Source organism: Aquirufa novilacunae (assembly GCF_045310505.1).
Taxonomy (GTDB): Bacteria; Bacteroidota; Bacteroidia; order Cytophagales; family Spirosomataceae; genus Aquirufa; species Aquirufa novilacunae.
Window position 1 is genome coordinate 371,512 of the sequence record NZ_JBEWZG010000003.1, and the last position, 16,538, is coordinate 388,049.

A 16,538-nucleotide genomic window follows, 5' to 3' on the forward strand; every position below is an offset into this window, starting at 1 on the left:
GGACAGAATCTGAAAATAATCTAATTGTTATCTAATCTTTAACAGAGACCCTATTTTTCAGTCAATTTCAGACCAAAACCTCCAAATAAGCCCACAAACGATTGTATTTTTTCAATAGAAAATTTTTTGAAAAAAAAATCAGTTTTTTTTCGGTAATCTAATGCCAAAAATAATTTAGGTTAAAATTAGAATAATACAATTCGAACAGTGCTATACTGTTGATTTGACTTCAGGGTACGGGATCGTGACCACTTCCACCCCAGGGATGGCAGCTTGCAATTCGCTTGATTGTCAAGCGCAAACCTTCGAATAAACCATGCTTCTGAAGAGCTTCTTTAGCATACGAAGAACAGGTGGGAGTATACCGACAGGAATTAGGCAGAAAAGGGGAAATCATCCCTTGATAGATACGTATCAAGATCAGAAAAAAGAAAACAAAAATCCGCTGGATCATGGGGTTTGAAATAAAGCCTTTTCTGATTAAATTGCTTTAAAATTAATCAATTCAATTCGCAATATTACATGAATCGCAGGTCTTTAGCTCTTGGAATTTTGGCATGCTTATTTTGTATGGCCTCCTGCAACAACATTCCCGGTCACCTTTTTACCAAGAATAGTGCGGTAGAAAAGAGAAATGACAGTATTGCGAGTCTATTTAATCCCAGCATTGCGCAGCAAAAAGCGGTTAAATTAGATACTTTCTTTAAGACGCTTCAAAAGAAAACCGGATTCAATGGCACCGTTCTTATCGCACAATACGGGAAGGTGATTTACAAGAGAGCTTTTGGCATAGCGAATAATTTCACAAAAGACCCTTTAAGCACGCGAACACCCTTTCAATTAGCGTCAGTCTCCAAGCAATTCACTGCTGTTTCGATTTTACAATTGATGGAACAAGGGAAATTAAAGCTAGATGATCGCGTAGAGCAACACATTCCCGGATTCCCTTACGATTCCAGCATCACGATTCGCAGTTTATTAACACATAAATCTGGCCTTCCTAATTATGCCTATTGTTTAGATAAGTATTATGATAAAAAAGCGCCATTGACAAATGCCAAAGTCGTGGAGCTTTTCAACCGCATCAAACCTGGCATCGATTACCACCCTAATCGCCAGTTTCATTATAATAACACAAACTACATCTTATTAGCCTACATCGTCGAGCGAATCAGCGGAAAAGGTTTCAGGGAATACGTGAAAGAGAATATCTTCACCCCTGCTGGGATGAATGAATCCTTTGTTTATGATCCTCAACATCCGGAACAACTGAAAAAATCAGCCACAGGCTATCAACCCAAACGTTCCGGCCTAGCCGTTGTTGGATTCGATCATCTAGATGGAGTGACTGGAGATAAAGGAATCTATTCGACCGTGGAGGATATGTTTCTTTGGGACCAAGCCTTAAATTCGGAAACCGTAGTCAAACTCAGTTCGTTAGCCGAAGCATTCACGCCTCAGCACACAAAACCAAAAGTGTTAACCACAAACTATGGCTTAGGCTGGCGCTTGAAGCAATTAGAAAATGGCGAGTGGTTAACCTACCACACTGGCTGGTGGCATGGGTTTAAAAACTATTACCTGCATAATTCGAAAGACAATTCTGCCATCATCATCCTAGGAAACATGGCAAATCATTCTTTATCCAAAGTCAATATCGTTCAATCCATTTTATATCCTGAAAAAGCGAAGTATTTCTTAAAGGGGGAAAATCTCCCAGCTGAGCAAGAATCTTCAGGAGGAAACTAAATTAACAGACCATGAAAAATGTATTTTTTGCCTTATGCTGCCTAATGGGCTTCTCCGCATTCGCCCAATCAGAGGACGATGGGATTAAATCCAGCATTTCTGCTTACACCGAGGGATTCACGAAAGGTGACACCGCTAGTTTAGGTCGTGCCTTTGCAAGCAACGCCCTTCTACGAAATTTGAATGCCTCCACAGGGAAATTAGTAGACACCCCTTTACGTAAATTCATCGCTGGGATGCCTACAGGTGGCGCAAAAGCAACTGGAAACCTAGTAAATTATTCCTATGCTGGAACTTCTGCCGTAGCTACGGTAGAATTTAAATTCGACGACTTCAAATACATCGACCTATTAAGCCTAGTTAAAATCAATGACGATTGGAAAATCGTTTGCCGCGTCTACAGCCGCGTTGCTTTGGACGTGAATGTGGCGAGTGGTGTGGGGGTGAAAGCGGTAAGCGGAAAGACTTCTACTCCAGCTAAAGCTGCGGCTCCTGTGAAGAAGGCGGTGGTGAAGCCAAAGGCGGATGATGGATGGTGATAATTTTTATTCAGGGTCCCAAAAAGGTTATTGCATAAATATTTTTGGACCCCTGAACAAAAATTATCTCTGAGTGGTAATGGCATTTTTGGCTAGGATACTACAAATGAGCTCTGAAAAGAGAATAAAAATAATTGCTCCGCGGAAAATATTTGGATACAACATTTTCTAGGAGCAATTATTTTTATACGCCATTTTCAAGGGGCATTTTGTTTTATACAGTAAACAGAATCGAGGCAAAGAGACCTATTTGTTCATGGCAAATGAAAAGACCCGAAGCCGAGTCTTTTCGCTAGGAACAAGGAGACTTAGGGTCTTTACATTTACCAGTAGATAGGACCTTTACCAAGATATTTCTCCGCTATCGGCTTATAATACTCCTTCAATTCCTCATAATTAGGAACTAACGGGGATTTGGTATACAAATCATACTGATTGAAATCGCGAATCCATTCAAGGTATTGCGCGTCTTTTTCGCATAATAAGGCTTTATAGCTACCGCCGGAATGCCATGGGTAGAAAGAATGGTAACGGATCATGGCCATTCCAGCTTCTGGGATTTGATTATCCTTGTGATTCTTTAGTACCTGATACAAATATTCATCGTGTCCCCAGGCTAGGTGGATATTGTCTAAACCGCAACCCGCTTCGTAAATACCTAATTCGGTATTATAGCGAGGGTCCTGCATGTCAGGGTTTAAGGCATTGAACTCTGGGTAAACGCAGGAGTCAGGTAATTTGCAACCTACGACGAAAACGTCGCCTACTAGACCCCATTGTTCTGCTTGTGAGGTGCCGTCTTCGTCAGAGCCGAATAGGTACATAGCTTTTCCAAGGTCGTGAATTAGACCCACTAATTGCATCCAGTCTGGGCGATTGTCTGCGCGCATGCCTTCGGCAGATTGCAACAAGTGAATGATGTTAGGGAGATTTAGGTCTGGATCGGAAACATCAACCAGGACGTTTAGGCGCTCCATCATATCCCAAAGGTCCATGGGACGCTCGAAAGTGAGGTATTTTGCTTTCATGCGCTGAACATAATCGTATGTTTGGCGAGAGCGCATTTTGCGGTAGTGTTCCTTTACTGCAGCGGTGATTTCACCTTGATCGTAATTTCTAAATTCCTCTTTTTCTTTAACGGGAGTTTCCATAGTCCTAGATTTTGGACCAAATTACAAAAAGGCTTCGAAAAATGAAATTAAGACTTCAACACCAATAAGATGATGGCGCTGGCCAGCATCAAAATGCCCATCGCAAAGAAGATGGATGGATTTAAACCGGGTACGGTGTTTTCTGCCAAAGAAGCCTCGTAAGGATTCTCAGACAAATAGCGAACAGGGATTTCTTGACCGATTTCGCAGGTTTTTGCTAAGCCTTTGTCTGCCTCACGTCTAAATTCAAGACCATTCACATAGTAAGAGACAATCGGAAAGTAAATAGGAAAGCGACCACTGTGGTCATCGCGAGAATAACGCTTCGAGATTTCCACGATTTTGCCGTAGGTCATCTTCGAATTGTGGATCCACTGTTTGCGCTTTTTGAAAAGAATCAATCCAAAACCAATTAATACCACAGAAATCAACGTGAACGCGCCCAAGAACAAGGGCATCGATCCGTGAAATTCGCCAGTAGGCCGAGCTGATATTAATAAGATTCCGAACATATTTTTTCCGCTGAATGTTATTCAACACTCAAAAAAACGATAAATAATACTGATTATCAAATTATTAGCTCCTCGCTCAGGAATGCTGACAAGTTGTGTTTTAAGGGGATAAAATGAGATTTTTGCACTATTTAAAAAAAACCCGATTCAAAAACACACTTAAGTCTGAAAAAAAATGCAGAATAACTGAAAATCGGTATATCAAAACAGGAAAAATGCCCAAAAAATATATTTTCAGAAAATTTTAAATATCTGACAAATTTGTATTTTTGGTAACTCTAAACCTCAAAAAAGATGAAAAGTAGCGTAAAATTCCAACTCATGTCCATGATGTTCCTGATGTTCTTCGGATGGGGCGCCTGGTACGGACAGATGAGTAAGTACTTATTAGATAATTTACACGCTACGGGCGATCAAGTGGGCAATGCCTATACGACTTTTGCGATTGCCTCCATCTTTGCCCCTTTCTTCGTGGGCTTGATTTCAGATCGCTTTTTTGCTGCCCAAAAAGTAATGGGCTTTTTGAATATTTTGGGTGGTATTATCCTGTACTTTTTGAGTTTAGAAAGAGATCCGGAGGCCTTTTTCTGGTATATTTTAGCTTACACGCTTTGTTTTGCGCCTAATTTGGCCTTATCGAATTCGATTGCGATGAACCAAATGTCGAATCCAGAGAAGGAATTCCCTTCCATTCGGGTTACCGGTACTATCGCCTGGATCGTGGTGACAAATATCATCGGATTTTATGCTTTGGGAGACAAAGTAGCCATATTTGAGATTGCGATGTATACCTCTTTCTTACTAGGCATCTACTCGTTTACCTTACCGAATACACCTCCGAAAGGAGATAAAAATGCGTCAGTGGCACAGATTTTGGGGCTAGATGCCTTGAAATTATTTAAAGATCGTTCCTTCTTGATCTTCTTTATCTCCTCTATTTTGATCTGTATTCCTTTGTCCTTCTATTATGCGATGGCGAATCCTTCGTTAACAGATTCTCATATGAGCAATGTGGAGAATAAAATGTCCTTAGGGCAGGCTTCCGAGGTGATTTTTATGCTATTGATCCCCATCGCATTCACTCGATTAGGTGTTAAAAAGATGCTCGTGGTAGGTCTAGTGGCCTGGATTGTACGCTTCCTTTGCTTCGGATATGGGGATGGAATCTCGAGCGAATGGATTTTGTACATCGGAATTATCCTGCACGGGGTTTGCTACGATTTCTTCTTTGTGACGGGGCAGATTTATACAGACCAAAAAGCGGGAGAAAAAATCAAGAACTCTGCTCAGGGATTAATCACCTTTGCGACCTATGGCATCGGGATGGGCATCGGCTCTAAACTGTCGGGAATCGTTCTAGACTATTATACAATCAACGATATAAAGGATTGGCAATCAGTTTGGATGGTGCCAGCTGCGATTGCAGGGGTTGTTTTACTACTCTTCGTGTTCTTCTTTAGTGAGAAAAAGACTACGTATTCTTAATCTTACGCAGCATAAATGGCATAATCGCAGGAAAGAAACGCTTCACAAAAAGGCCAAAACCTTCGAGAAATCCACCGACAAAGAATTCATTTTTCTCCGCTAGTACGGCATGAAGAATCTTTTGGGCGGTGATGTTGGGATCTAGGCCTTTGGCCTGATTCGGATCCATTTTACCGTAAGCCTCCCCTTTCTCGTTCATCGCGTGAAGGGAAATGTTCGTCTTAATATAACCTGGCAAAATAGTCGTTACGCGGATACCGTCATTGAAAACTTCTGCCCGCACAGAGTCAAAGAAACCAATCAAAGCATGCTTAGTTGCCCCATAAGCCGCCCGGCGAGGAGTCGAAATCCGACCTGCCACAGAGGCGATGGGGACGAAAACACCCGATTTTTGGGCGGTAAAAATCGGTAAAACAGCCTGAGTCAAGGAAACAATCGAAAAGAAATTCACCTCAAACAGACGGCGATATACATCGAAGGAAGTATCTTTCACAAAAGAGCGCTGGGAAACGCCTGCATTTAAAACTAAATAGTCAATACGGCCGTAGGTGTTGATTACATCCAGCACGCGATCGGCATGTTCTGCCACAGAAAGCATGTCAAAAGGAAGTACATAGGCATTCCCACAGGCTTTTGCTACCCGCTGCAATTCCTCCTCTCGACGCGCAGACAAAACTAATAAAGCACCTTCTGTCGCAAAAGCGTAAGCTAAGGCCTCTCCGATTCCGGACGAAGCGCCCGTAATCCAAACTACTTTGTTATGAAATTTCATGGGCTGCCATTTTAGCTTCTAAGGCCTGGAAGAATTCGGCCATCGGGTTTACTTCTAAGCGTTGTAACTTTTGCCATAATCGTACGGCTTTGGTCATTAATCCACTCTCGATTAAGAATCCATCGTGCCCATACAAGGAATCGATGACATGGAAAGAGGCACCCGGAATATGCTTAGCTAAGAATTCTTGCTCTACTATCGGGAACAAAGCATCGGATTTAATACCAATTACCAGCGTATTCGACTGAATTTGTTTCAAAGCAGCGACAGCACCTCCTCTATTACGACCCACATCTTGCGAATCCATCATCTTCGATAATTGAAAATAGGAATACGCATTGAAGCGTTGAGCTAATTTCTCCCCTTGGTAACGTTGATAAGAAACTGCACGTAAAGATGATCCATAGGAATTTTCCTTGCGAGCTTGGGTAATTTGGTAGGTTTCGTAATTGCGGTAGGAGATCAAAGCGGTCGCACGAGCGGCCTTCATTCCTTCTAAACCAGCTTTAGGCTGTGATTCTTTCCAGCTAGGGTCGACTTCGATGGCCATTCTTTGGGACTCATTAAAGGCAATCCCCCAAGGCGAATGAACCGCGTTAGTCGCCACTAAAATCAAATTTTCGATCAAACCCGGATTCATAATCGCCCATTCAACGGCTTGCTGGCCACCTAAAGAACCACCGATGCAGGTTTTGATCTTCGTAATCTTCAATTCTTTACGTAAAACCTCGAAACTAGAGACTACATCGCGAATCGTCACATCTGGAAACGAGTGAAAATACGGCTTTCCTGTTCTCGGATCCACCGTTAGTGGACCTGATGAACCGTAATGCGAGCCTAAAATATTGACACAAACGATGAGGTTATTCTCCGGATTAAACAACTTTCCGGGTCCTACCAGTCCTTGCCACCATTCCGCCACATCGTGACTTCCGGTAAAGGCGTGGCAAATCCAAACGACGTTGTCTTTTTTAGCGTTTAGTTTGCCCCAAGTTTGGTAAGCTAAATCTAAAGCAGGCAAATCTCCCCCTAATTCAAGGGCAAATGGGGACGCAGAATGAAAATGATGAAACTCAGCTTGCATGCACAAAATGGTTTATATTTCCCTAAACAGGCACCGCCTGGGGTAGGAATTAGCACCGGGGTCTGCTTTCGCGGACGGGTTGCCAGAAGTTCATTGAGCCTAGTCTCTCCCTTCTTCTTTATAAATCAACAAGCGAGGCTTTTTGATTTGAGGTTGCAAGTAACAGCCGAAATCCCTTTTTTCCAAAATCTTTGCCGATTAATTCCTTTCTGACGATATTTGCCCTATGTTAAAAATGGCGCTGTTTTATGGAATTTTAGGGGGGCTTTTGTATGGTTTAGCGCAAACTAGCGTGCTAACGTATATGCACCCAGACCTAAAATTCATCTTTGTTTTTCTTTTGTTCCAAACCTACTTGACCTTCAACCTCGCTCAATTAGGTTTAAAAAACGAAGGAGAGAAATTCATCCCATTTCAGATGATTTCGCTCACGATTCGATTTATTTTAAGCGTCGTTTTCATCGGATATTTCGCTTCTATCCACACGCCAAATATGGTCTTGTTCGCCAGCAACTTTTTTGTACTCTATTTATGTAGCACAAATTTTGAAATTTTTGGTTTGCTTCGTAACTTGCGACGTTTTTAGAAAATAGCAAGATTAATGTTTCAGATGCAGGTGAAGACTTCAACACAAAAAATGTACTTTTCGAATATACTACTAGGGCTTTTCTTGAGCTTTATTAGCCTAAATGTGTTCGCAAACGAACCAGTGGCTGCGCACGATTCTGCATCACACGACACAGCTGCTCACGCGACTGCTCCTGCTGCTCACGAAGCGAAAACAGAAAAATTCGATCCAGGTAAATTAATTCTACACCACATTGCGGATGAGCATGATTGGCATTTCTTCACGATTGGCCATTTCCACGCTACTTTGCCATTGCCTTGTATCGTTTACACGGAATCAGCAGGCTTACAAGTATTCTCGTCTTCTAACTTTAAGAACGAACACCACGAAGAAATCGCTTACAACGGATTCGTTTTAGAGCATGGTAAGATTCACGCGGAGAATGGCGAAAAAGTATACGATTTCTCGATCACGAAGAACGTAGCCTCTCTATTATTATCAGCAGTTTTATTATTGTCTATCTTCATCGGTATCGGTAAAAAATACAAAAAAAATCCTCACAGAGCACCGAAAGGCTTACAATCATTATTTGAGCCCATCATCATTTTTGTGCGTGATGAAATCGCAAAAAACAATATCGGAGAGAAACACTACCGTCGTTTCATGCCGTATTTATTAACAATCTTCTTCTTTATCTGGTTTAACAATATGTTAGGCTTGATTCCAGGAGGCGCAAACTTAACAGGTAATATCGCCGTAACTTTAGTATTAGCGATTATTGCCTTCTTCGTAACGAACTTTAATGGTCGTTCGACGTATTGGACTCACATCTTCGCAATGCCAGGTGTACCGAAGTGGATGTTAGTGATCTTAACTCCGGTAGAAATCGTAGGTATTTTCATGAAGCCTTTCTCGTTAATGGTTCGTTTGTTTGCGAACATTACAGCGGGTCACATCATTTTATTAAGTTTAGTATCCTTGATTTTCATTTTTGAAAATGCAGCTTTAGGTCTAGCAGTAGTTCCTTTCTCGCTTTTCATGAACGTAATCGAGCTAATTGTTGCCTTCATTCAAGCCTTCATCTTTACGATGTTAGTTTCGACGTACATCGGAGCGGCGGTAGAAGAGCATCACCATTAATTTGTAAATTATTTTTTTATATAAACCCAAATCGTATGTCTATTTTATCGATTTTATTAGAAGTTTCTGTAGGTCTTGGTCTTGCAGGTATTGGTGCTGGTTTAGCTGCTTTAGGAGCAGGTTTCGGTATCGGTCGTATCGGTGGTTCTGCCATGGAAGCTATCGCTCGCCAACCAGAAGCGTCTGGAAAAATTCAAGGTGCGATGTTAATCGTTGCTGCCTTCGTTGAGGCGGTTGCGTTATTCGCTGCTGTAATTTGTCTATTGGTAACTTTGAAATAAGATACCAATCAGAATCGCCAAAGGATTAGCCTTTGCATTAGATTCTACCCCATTTAAAACGCAATTTGGTTTACATTAGGTGCCAAATTGCGTTTTTTGACACGATTTATATTAAATAAAAATACTATGGAGTTAATCACCCCAGACTTTGGACTTATCTTCTGGCAACTAATTGTCTTTGGAATCTTGTTTTTCCTTTTGGCTAAATTTGCTTGGAAACCGATCATTCAATCATTAGCTGAGCGCGAGCAATCCATCGACGAGGCAATCAAATTATCTGAAACAACACGTGCTGAAATGGCTGAGTTGAAAGCAGGTAACGAGCAATTAATCGCTTCAGCACGTGCTGAGCGTGATGCTTTAATCAAACAAGCGAAAGAAGCGTCGGATGCGATGATCTCTCAAGCGAAGTTAGATGCACAAACTGCCGCTAACCAAGAAATCGAAAAAGCACGTGTGGCGTTCGAACAAGAGAAAGCAAGTGCAGTAGCCGCTATCCGCAAGGAAGCAGCAACTCTTTCTTTAGATTTAGCTGAGAAAGTGTTAAAAAGCCAATTAAAAGACAAAGCAGCTCAGGAGAAATTAGTAACTGAGTGGATGGCTGACGTTAAATTATCTTAATCGAATAGACCATGTCAGAATTAATTGTAGCTCACCGTTACGCTAAATCCCTGCTAGACTTCGCGATCGAGAAGAACGCGGTAGAGGCTGTGGCTAAGGATATGATCGATTTCGCAGAAACTTGCGAAGGAAGTTATGAATTAGTGTTAGCGCTGAAGAGCCCAATCATTAAGCATTATACGAAATTAGCGATCCTTGCGAAGCTATTTAAGGATAAATTCAATCCATTGACTTACGGTATCTTCGTGATCATCACGAACAAGAACCGCGAGAAAATTCTTCCTGCTGTGGCAAAAGAATTCATCTCGATGTACACGGATTACAAAGGAATCCAAAAAGCTACCGTTACAACGGCTTCTAGCTTAACAGCTGATCAGAAAGCAACCGTTGCTAAAATCGTAAAAGATTACACAGGTAAAGAAGTAGAATTAATCGAACAAATTGATGAGAGCCTAATCGGTGGATTCATTTTGAAAGTAGGTGACCAACAGATCGATGATTCGATCAAGCGGAAGCTGAACGATTTAAAAGTTTCTTTAGCATCTTAATAAGAAAGGCCTTGGAAACAGGGCCTTTTTTTATCCCCCTACCATGAAAAAATTCTCGTTGTTTTTCGGTTCACTTATGGCAGGCCTTTCCGTTGCCTTAGGCGCTTTTGGCGCTCATGCTTGGAAGGATTATTTGCGTGATATCAATCGCTTAGAGACTTTCGAAACGGCAGCACGCTACCAAATGTACGGAGGAATGGCCCTTTTGATTTTGGGAGTTTGGCAGATGAATTTTAGCAATAAGCACTTAAAGTCAGCCGCCTATTTTCAATTCGCGGGAAGCATTATCTTTCCTGGATCTCTGTATCTGATCTGCCTGACGAATATGTCCATCTTTGGAGCGATTGCACCTATCGGTGGCCTTTGCTATATGATGGGTTACGGACTCATGATGTGGTCCATCTTTAAGAAATAATTAGTGACGCATCACTAATTCTAAGCTCAGCCAAACAATCTCCCCCATCGTCTTGCAATTCAAGAAGCGATTGTCCTCGTAATGCTTTGCCAGTTCTGATTTTAATTGCTCTACATTCTCGGGAGGAGCGATTTCGTCCTTCGACATCACCGCCATCAAATCATAGACGCGCTGACTCTCTGATTTCAGACGTGAGGCGATCATCGAACGCTCTTCGATTTGGTACTGCCAAACCGATTCTGGCGTCATATACTTCATCCCCAGCTCAATGAGGGCATTATTTTGCTTGAAATACTGCGGCAAATACACCGTTTTCTTCCCTTCGTAACATTGCTGATCAAAGTCAATTGGGCGAATACGGTAATAGATCTCCTCGAAATCCGGTGTCGTAATTACCACAAAGTTTGCGCTGTGCATATCACCCAATAATTGTACTAAGCAGCGTTCATTGAATTTCACGAACTCTTTCGCTAAACGAATGGGCGACTCCAAGTCCTGCTCTAAATCCTGCTTTAAAAAGGCATCTCCAGGTACTCCAGCGATATGCTCTTCGACCAATGTATTTTCGTGGGTGACGTAATTGATTCTATTTGGGGATAAAATATGCTCTAACTCTAGCCCATAGACACGCGAGGCATCCGCAATTTTGATATAGAAATAATCAAAGTTATCATTCACCCGGTTCACAATGCGAATCCGGAAAGGATGCGTATTCCCATAGGTGCAATAATCCACCCGGTCGATCACTAAGTGCTTGATTACCTCCTCGTTACCATCCGTCTTTAAATCCGCATAGATCTGTTTTAGCGCCTCATAGACCTCCTCTTGATCACCTGGAGAATAGAAAACCGTCTCCCAAAGCGTATCCACCTCATTTTTGTCGTACAACACAATCGCGTTATCGTAACGCAAGAGATCTGCATAACTAATATTCATCACGTGCTCGCGATTGTATTTATGCAAATAGCGGCGCAGCTGCTGATTAATCCGATAAAGGGTCTTCTTCTTAGAGATTAGCGCCATTATTCGGTGTAGTCTAGAGATTTACCGAAGGTTTCCTTCAGTTGTAAGACGGAGTAGATGGCCAAAGCAAAGCATAACACACCCACATAAGCCGCCGACTGAATCAAGCCTACGGAAGGAATTAAAAACTTAAATAATAAGGAAATAGGAATTAATGCGCCCCTCACGAAATTAGGAACGGTCGTCGTCACTGTCATTCGTACATTCGTTCCAAACTGCTCTGAAGAGTATGTCAAGAACACCGCCCAATAGCCCCCGAAGAAGCCTAATAAAGTAATCATCACATACGCATGCGTCGTTGTGATGTTAGACATCCCGAATAAGTAATAGATGCAAATCCCAACAGCAATAAATAAATACGTCAAAACGGCCTTTCCGCGGCTTTTCAGCCATTGACTCAAAGCTCCCGCAGCAAAATCTCCTGTGGCAAGTCCGATATAACAGAACATAATCGCGTTACCCCCACTAATCTTACCTTCAATGCCTACTAGCTGAGAGATTTCAGGCGCTGAGAAAACCAAAATTCCGATGATATACCAAATGGGAAGCCCCATCAAAATGCAATACAAATACTTTTTGAAGGTGGCAGCGCTAGAAAAGAGTTGCAGAAAATTCCCCTTCTTCACAGACGAATCCATCTCTGAATACATCGACGATTCGAACGTTCCTAAACGTAAAAGCAATAAGGCTAAGCCCATTCCTCCACCAATAAAATAGCAAGATCTCCACCACTCCGGATCAGGGCTTAAACCCGCAATAATCGGCGCAAACACTGCTCCAGCAGCACCTACACCGGCAATAATCAAGGTTCCGATACCGCGCTTAGAAGGCGGTAAGGTTTCGTTTACGAGCGTAATACCTGCTCCTAGTTCACCCGCAAGGCCGATACCAGCGATAAAACGTAAAATCGCATAGGTATTCAAATCAGTCACTAAACCATTCAGTGCGTTCGCAGCTGAATACAAAAGTATCGAACCGAATAAAACGGATTTACGGCCTTTCTTATCCCCGTAGATTCCCCACAAAATTCCACCCAAAAGCATCCCTCCCATCTGAACGTTCATCAAGTTCAAGCCTTGATTCAGTAATTCATCGCCCTTCAATCCCAAACTCATCAAGCTGGGATTACGCACGACAGAAAATAAAATGAGGTCATACACATCCACGAAGTAGCCAAGAGCGGCGACGGCTATGAGCATTTTGGCTTTGGCAGAAATTGTTTCATTTTCCATACTAGCGAGAAAGCATATCAGACCGGTGAGAGTCTAATTTTAAAAAGATAAAAAGTAATATTGTGAACGACCACAAGGACGATCCACCGTAGGAGAAAAACGGCAATGGAATCCCCATGATGGGCATTAAGCCGATTGTCATCCCTATATTAACTAAAAAGTGAAAAAACAGAATTCCTACTAATCCGAATCCATATGCTCTCGCAAAACGGGAGCGCTGTAAGTCCGCTAAATACATCAGACGCCACAAAAAGCCTAAAAAGAAAATGATCATCAGCATAACGCCCACAAAGCCATGCTCTTCACCGATCGTACAGAAAACCATATCCGTACTTTGTTCCGGTACGAAATCAAATTTCGTTTGAGTTCCGCCTAAAAATCCCTTCCCCCAAAAACCACCCGAACCAATCGCAATCTTCGATTGAGTCACCTGGTAGCCTAAACCTCGAGGGTCAAAGCCGGGATCAATCAAGACACGAATCCGGTTTCTTTGATGCTCCTGCAACACATTATTGACCACCCAATCTACTAAAAGCGCTAAGGTCATAATCACCGCAATGGCTCCCGAGAGGCGTAAATAGGTCTTCGGATCGCGCTGTAAATAAATGGGCATAAAAAGTACAAAAAGCCCGGCTAATAAAACTAAGACTAACAAGATAATCCAAGCCTTAACGAGTAAAGCAGACACAAACAAGACAATTCCACCAATAAATAAGGCTGGATAAGTTCCCGGCAAGCCCTCTCGGTACAATAAAATTAAAAAGGAAGCGAAAACTAGGGCTGAACCTGTCTCGTTTGACCCAATAATCAACAGCATAGGAATCCCAATAATAAGGGCTGCCTTCCATTGAAAGGCGAATTTATTCAAGTTGACTAAGGGGTCATTAAGGTATTTGGCGAGCAAGAGTGCGGTTGCTGTTTTGGCAAACTCCGCCGGCTGAATCGTAACACCGCCGAACTTAAACCAGGAATGAGAACCATTGATGGTCACCCCTAAAAAGGGAACTGCGAGCAGCAAAAGCAATAAACCGAGGTAGATGAAGAGGGCGAAGGACTCGAAAAAACGGAAATCAATCACTAAAATGCACACGATTAATACGAAACTCGTCCCGATCCAAACCAATTGTTTCCCCGCATTGGAATCGTAAAATGCCGCATCCGAAAAGCTCAATGGGGCATCCGGACTGTAAACCGCTGAATAGATATTCATCCAGCCTAAACAGACGAACAGGACATAGAACCCCACCGTGATCCAGTCAATGCGCCCCTGAATGTGATTCGAATCTGTCATTTTTTCGTAGAATCAATGGCTACCTTTTTACGTGTCACGCTGTATACGTTAGGCAGGTAATTCATATTCATAAATTTCGTCTCCACCGCCTTGCGATCTACTTTTCGTTTCAAGTATTTTTCAACGACTAAAGAAGCTATTGGGGCCGCAGCAGACCCACCAAAACCCGCGTTCTCTACGAAAACGGCAATGGCGATTTTCGGATTATCGCGAGGCGCAAAGGCAATAAAAATGGAGTGATCTTTCCCTTTTTGGTTTTGGGAAGTGCCGGTCTTTCCGACCATCTTGATATCAGGAATTCGTCCATCCGCCTCTACCGTTCCATGTGTTACCGCATCCTCCATGCCATCAATCACGACATTAAAATACTTCGCCTCCACACCTACTTTTACTGGCGTTTTATAGAAAGGGTCAATACTTTTCTTTAATCCAATTCCCTTCACCACATGCGGCGGAATGTACCATCCTCTGTTAGCGATGATCGCAGCGAGATTTGCCATTTTTAGGGGACTAACGACAATTTCCCCCTCCCCAATACTAATCGAATAAATATTCGAAAACTTCCACATTTTCTCCCCCTTGTAGACTGAATTATAGTACTCTACATTTGGCAAAATTCCCTTCTTCTCATTCCCTAAATCCACCCCTAATTTGCGCCCAAAACCAAAATTAGCCACTAAATCCGCCCAGCGTTGCAAACCTTGCGCCGATCGCTCATAGGTATCGCCCGTCGTTTTATCGTAGACCATTTTCCTAAAGGCATGGTAAAAATAGGGATTACATGACACCCGAATGGCTCCTCTTAAATCCACAGGACCATGTCCATGGCATTTCACCGGAGCTCCCGCATGAGAGAAAACCGTGCCTGGCCCAATAAATCCGAGCTGTTGTCCCACTAAAGCCTGTACTAATTTAAAGGTGGATCCCGGCCGATAATAAGCAGATGGAGGCCGATTTAACAAAGGCTTCATCGGATCTAAGGCTAATTGCTGGTAATACTTGGAGAAATTATTCCCCGTAAGTAAGCTCGCATCATAGGACGGGGCGGAAACCATGGCTAAAATCTCCCCCGTAGAAGGTTCAATCGCCACTAAACTACCCACTTTATGCTGCATCAAGCTATCCGCATATTCCTGAATAGTTAAGTCGATGGAGGTGTATAAGTTATTTCCAGAGACTGGGTTGATGTTTAAAGAGCCATTTTTATAATCGCCCTTTTCTACCCCATTACTGTTCACCATCCGGTATTTTACCCCGCGCTGACCACGTAAAGTCTCTTCATAAAAGGATTCTATTCCAGAAATACCCACATAGTCTCCTTGGCGGTAATAATCGTCTTTCTGATCCGTCAGAGCAGTCGGGCTGATCTCAGCTACATAACCCAAGGCATTCGAAAAGGAACGGGATTGATAGGTTCTAAAGGCATTGGTCTCAAAAAAGAAGCCCGGAAAATCCACCATCGCATCTTGCACACTTGCAAAATCTTCCTTCGATAAATGTTTCAGAAATAGACTCGGTTTCACCCGCGAATAAGCTCTAGCGCGCTGGGTGGTTTTGATAAAGTATTCCCGCGTGATACGGAACACACGACAAAATTGATTCGTATCCTTCACCACCGCTTTTCGAGGGATGATGTAGAGGTCGTATACGGGCGTATTGTAGACGATTAATTTGCCAAACCGATCATACACTTCCCCCCTAAATGGGATCTGAATAATCTTGCGAATCGCATTATTATCCGCTGCTTTCTCATAGGTATCATCGATCACTTGCAGGAAAAATAGCTTCCCGATGAACAAGAGACCGATGAGGCCGAAAAACAAGAAGATCAGGTTTCGCCGTTGAGTAAACAAGTGGATTGAATTTTAATGACAAAAATACAGAATATTCTGCGCTTCTGCGAACCCTATTTGGGAAGACTTTTGATCAAGGCGATCAGGGCAAATGCGATCGATCCAAGGGAGAAAATGAGCGTAAACCAGGGCTTATCCGTAAAAAAATAGGCATCTAAATAGCGGCCAGCAAAAACGCCTGCCACGATGGTGACGAGCATCTGAAAAGCGGCCCCTAAGAATTTTTGGTAGGAATTCATATTCGCCTAAATTTATCCAATTTTCGGGAAGATAA

Annotated in this window: 19 protein-coding genes and 1 riboswitch; of the genes, 9 read left to right on the top strand and 10 right to left on the bottom strand. The window is 42.6% G+C overall.

The annotated features are described in order from the left end of the window. Positions 1-229: 229 nt before the first annotated feature. Complete coding sequence (yidD, locus tag V7S74_RS09805; protein WP_406778582.1) at positions 230-454, bottom strand: membrane protein insertion efficiency factor YidD; 225 nt, start codon at positions 452-454, stop codon at positions 230-232. A gap of 116 nt (positions 455-570) precedes the next feature. Between yidD and V7S74_RS09810 the strand changes: the two genes are divergently transcribed. Then, the gene (locus V7S74_RS09810) at positions 571-1,749 is read left to right on the top strand and encodes a serine hydrolase domain-containing protein (protein ID WP_406778583.1); all 1,179 of its coding nucleotides are present in this window, start codon (positions 571-573) and stop codon (positions 1,747-1,749) included. An 11-nt stretch (positions 1,750-1,760) separates the two neighbouring features. Beyond that, positions 1,761-2,288, top strand: a complete 528-nt coding sequence (locus tag V7S74_RS09815) for a nuclear transport factor 2 family protein (protein ID WP_406778584.1) — start codon at positions 1,761-1,763, stop codon at positions 2,286-2,288. Positions 2,289-2,611: 323 nt separating this feature from the next. On the opposite strand, the gene V7S74_RS09820 is transcribed toward V7S74_RS09815, so the two are convergent. Together V7S74_RS09820 and V7S74_RS09825 are read right to left on the bottom strand one after the other, a co-directional pair. After that, entirely contained in the window at positions 2,612-3,439 is an 828-nt protein-coding gene (locus V7S74_RS09820) for an inositol oxygenase family protein (RefSeq protein ID WP_406778585.1), read from the bottom strand. Between the two features lie 47 nt (positions 3,440-3,486). After that, positions 3,487-3,951, bottom strand: coding sequence for a DUF3592 domain-containing protein (locus tag V7S74_RS09825; protein ID WP_406778586.1), 465 nt, complete (start codon positions 3,949-3,951; stop codon positions 3,487-3,489). Positions 3,952-4,245: 294 nt separating this feature from the next. Between V7S74_RS09825 and V7S74_RS09830 the strand changes: the two genes are divergently transcribed. Next, positions 4,246-5,436, top strand: coding sequence for a nucleoside permease (locus V7S74_RS09830; protein ID WP_406778587.1), 1,191 nt, complete (start codon positions 4,246-4,248; stop codon positions 5,434-5,436). Here the strand turns inward: V7S74_RS09830 and V7S74_RS09835 are convergent. Both V7S74_RS09835 and V7S74_RS09840 read right to left on the bottom strand, forming a co-directional pair. Beyond that, complete coding sequence (locus tag V7S74_RS09835; protein WP_406778588.1) at positions 5,423-6,208, bottom strand: SDR family NAD(P)-dependent oxidoreductase; 786 nt, start codon at positions 6,206-6,208, stop codon at positions 5,423-5,425. The two genes, V7S74_RS09830 and V7S74_RS09835, sit on opposite strands and share 14 nt — an antisense overlap. Further along, positions 6,195-7,292, bottom strand: a complete 1,098-nt coding sequence (locus V7S74_RS09840) for a homoserine O-acetyltransferase family protein (protein ID WP_406778589.1) — start codon at positions 7,290-7,292, stop codon at positions 6,195-6,197. The genes V7S74_RS09835 and V7S74_RS09840 overlap by 14 nt, the downstream gene beginning before the upstream one ends. Before the next feature lie 9 nt (positions 7,293-7,301). Beyond that, a riboswitch (SAM riboswitch) is annotated at positions 7,302-7,419 on the bottom strand. Between the two features lie 99 nt (positions 7,420-7,518). Here V7S74_RS09840 and V7S74_RS09845 point away from each other — a divergent pair. The 6 genes from V7S74_RS09845 (at position 7,519) to V7S74_RS09870 (ending at position 10,865) form a co-directional block, all read left to right on the top strand. Continuing rightward, a complete protein-coding gene (locus V7S74_RS09845) occupies positions 7,519-7,878 on the top strand; it encodes a hypothetical protein (RefSeq protein ID WP_406778590.1) in 360 nt (119 codons plus the stop codon). A 24-nt stretch (positions 7,879-7,902) separates the two neighbouring features. Further along, positions 7,903-9,000, top strand: coding sequence for a F0F1 ATP synthase subunit A (atpB, locus tag V7S74_RS09850; RefSeq protein WP_406778790.1), 1,098 nt, complete (start codon positions 7,903-7,905; stop codon positions 8,998-9,000). A 35-nt stretch (positions 9,001-9,035) separates the two neighbouring features. Further along, positions 9,036-9,281, top strand: a complete 246-nt coding sequence (gene atpE / locus V7S74_RS09855) for an ATP synthase F0 subunit C (RefSeq protein ID WP_406778591.1) — start codon at positions 9,036-9,038, stop codon at positions 9,279-9,281. 126 nt (positions 9,282-9,407) lie between these two features. Next, positions 9,408-9,902: a F0F1 ATP synthase subunit B gene (atpF, locus tag V7S74_RS09860; protein ID WP_406778592.1), complete on the top strand. Its 495-nt coding sequence runs from the start codon at positions 9,408-9,410 to the stop codon at positions 9,900-9,902. Positions 9,903-9,913: 11 nt separating this feature from the next. Further along, positions 9,914-10,450, top strand: a complete 537-nt coding sequence (gene atpH / locus V7S74_RS09865) for an ATP synthase F1 subunit delta (protein WP_406778593.1) — start codon at positions 9,914-9,916, stop codon at positions 10,448-10,450. 43 nt (positions 10,451-10,493) lie between these two features. Continuing rightward, positions 10,494-10,865 carry a DUF423 domain-containing protein gene (locus V7S74_RS09870; RefSeq protein WP_406778594.1) on the top strand — a complete coding sequence of 124 codons (372 nt, stop codon included), beginning with the start codon at positions 10,494-10,496 and terminating at the stop codon, positions 10,863-10,865. Here the strand turns inward: V7S74_RS09870 and V7S74_RS09875 are convergent, their stop codons facing one another. Genes V7S74_RS09875 through V7S74_RS09895 form a run of 5 tightly spaced genes read right to left on the bottom strand, consistent with a single transcriptional unit; the run spans position 10,866 to position 16,503 of the window. Beyond that, complete coding sequence (locus V7S74_RS09875) at positions 10,866-11,888, bottom strand: hypothetical protein (protein ID WP_406778595.1); 1,023 nt, start codon at positions 11,886-11,888, stop codon at positions 10,866-10,868. Further along, entirely contained in the window at positions 11,888-13,120 is a 1,233-nt protein-coding gene (locus tag V7S74_RS09880; protein ID WP_406778596.1) for an MFS transporter, read from the bottom strand. Before V7S74_RS09880 ends, V7S74_RS09875 begins: the two co-directional genes overlap by 1 nt. A 1-nt stretch (position 13,121) precedes the next feature. Continuing rightward, positions 13,122-14,411 carry a rod shape-determining protein RodA gene (gene rodA, locus V7S74_RS09885; RefSeq protein ID WP_406778597.1) on the bottom strand — a complete coding sequence of 430 codons (1,290 nt, stop codon included), beginning with the start codon at positions 14,409-14,411 and terminating at the stop codon, positions 13,122-13,124. After that, the gene (locus tag V7S74_RS09890) at positions 14,408-16,264 is read right to left on the bottom strand and encodes a penicillin-binding transpeptidase domain-containing protein (protein ID WP_406778598.1); all 1,857 of its coding nucleotides are present in this window, start codon (positions 16,262-16,264) and stop codon (positions 14,408-14,410) included. The genes rodA and V7S74_RS09890 overlap by 4 nt, the downstream gene beginning before the upstream one ends. A 53-nt stretch (positions 16,265-16,317) precedes the next feature. Then, on the bottom strand, positions 16,318-16,503 hold the full coding sequence (locus tag V7S74_RS09895) for an AtpZ/AtpI family protein (RefSeq protein WP_406778599.1): 186 nt from the start codon (positions 16,501-16,503) through the stop codon (positions 16,318-16,320). Positions 16,504-16,538 lie beyond the last annotated feature (35 nt).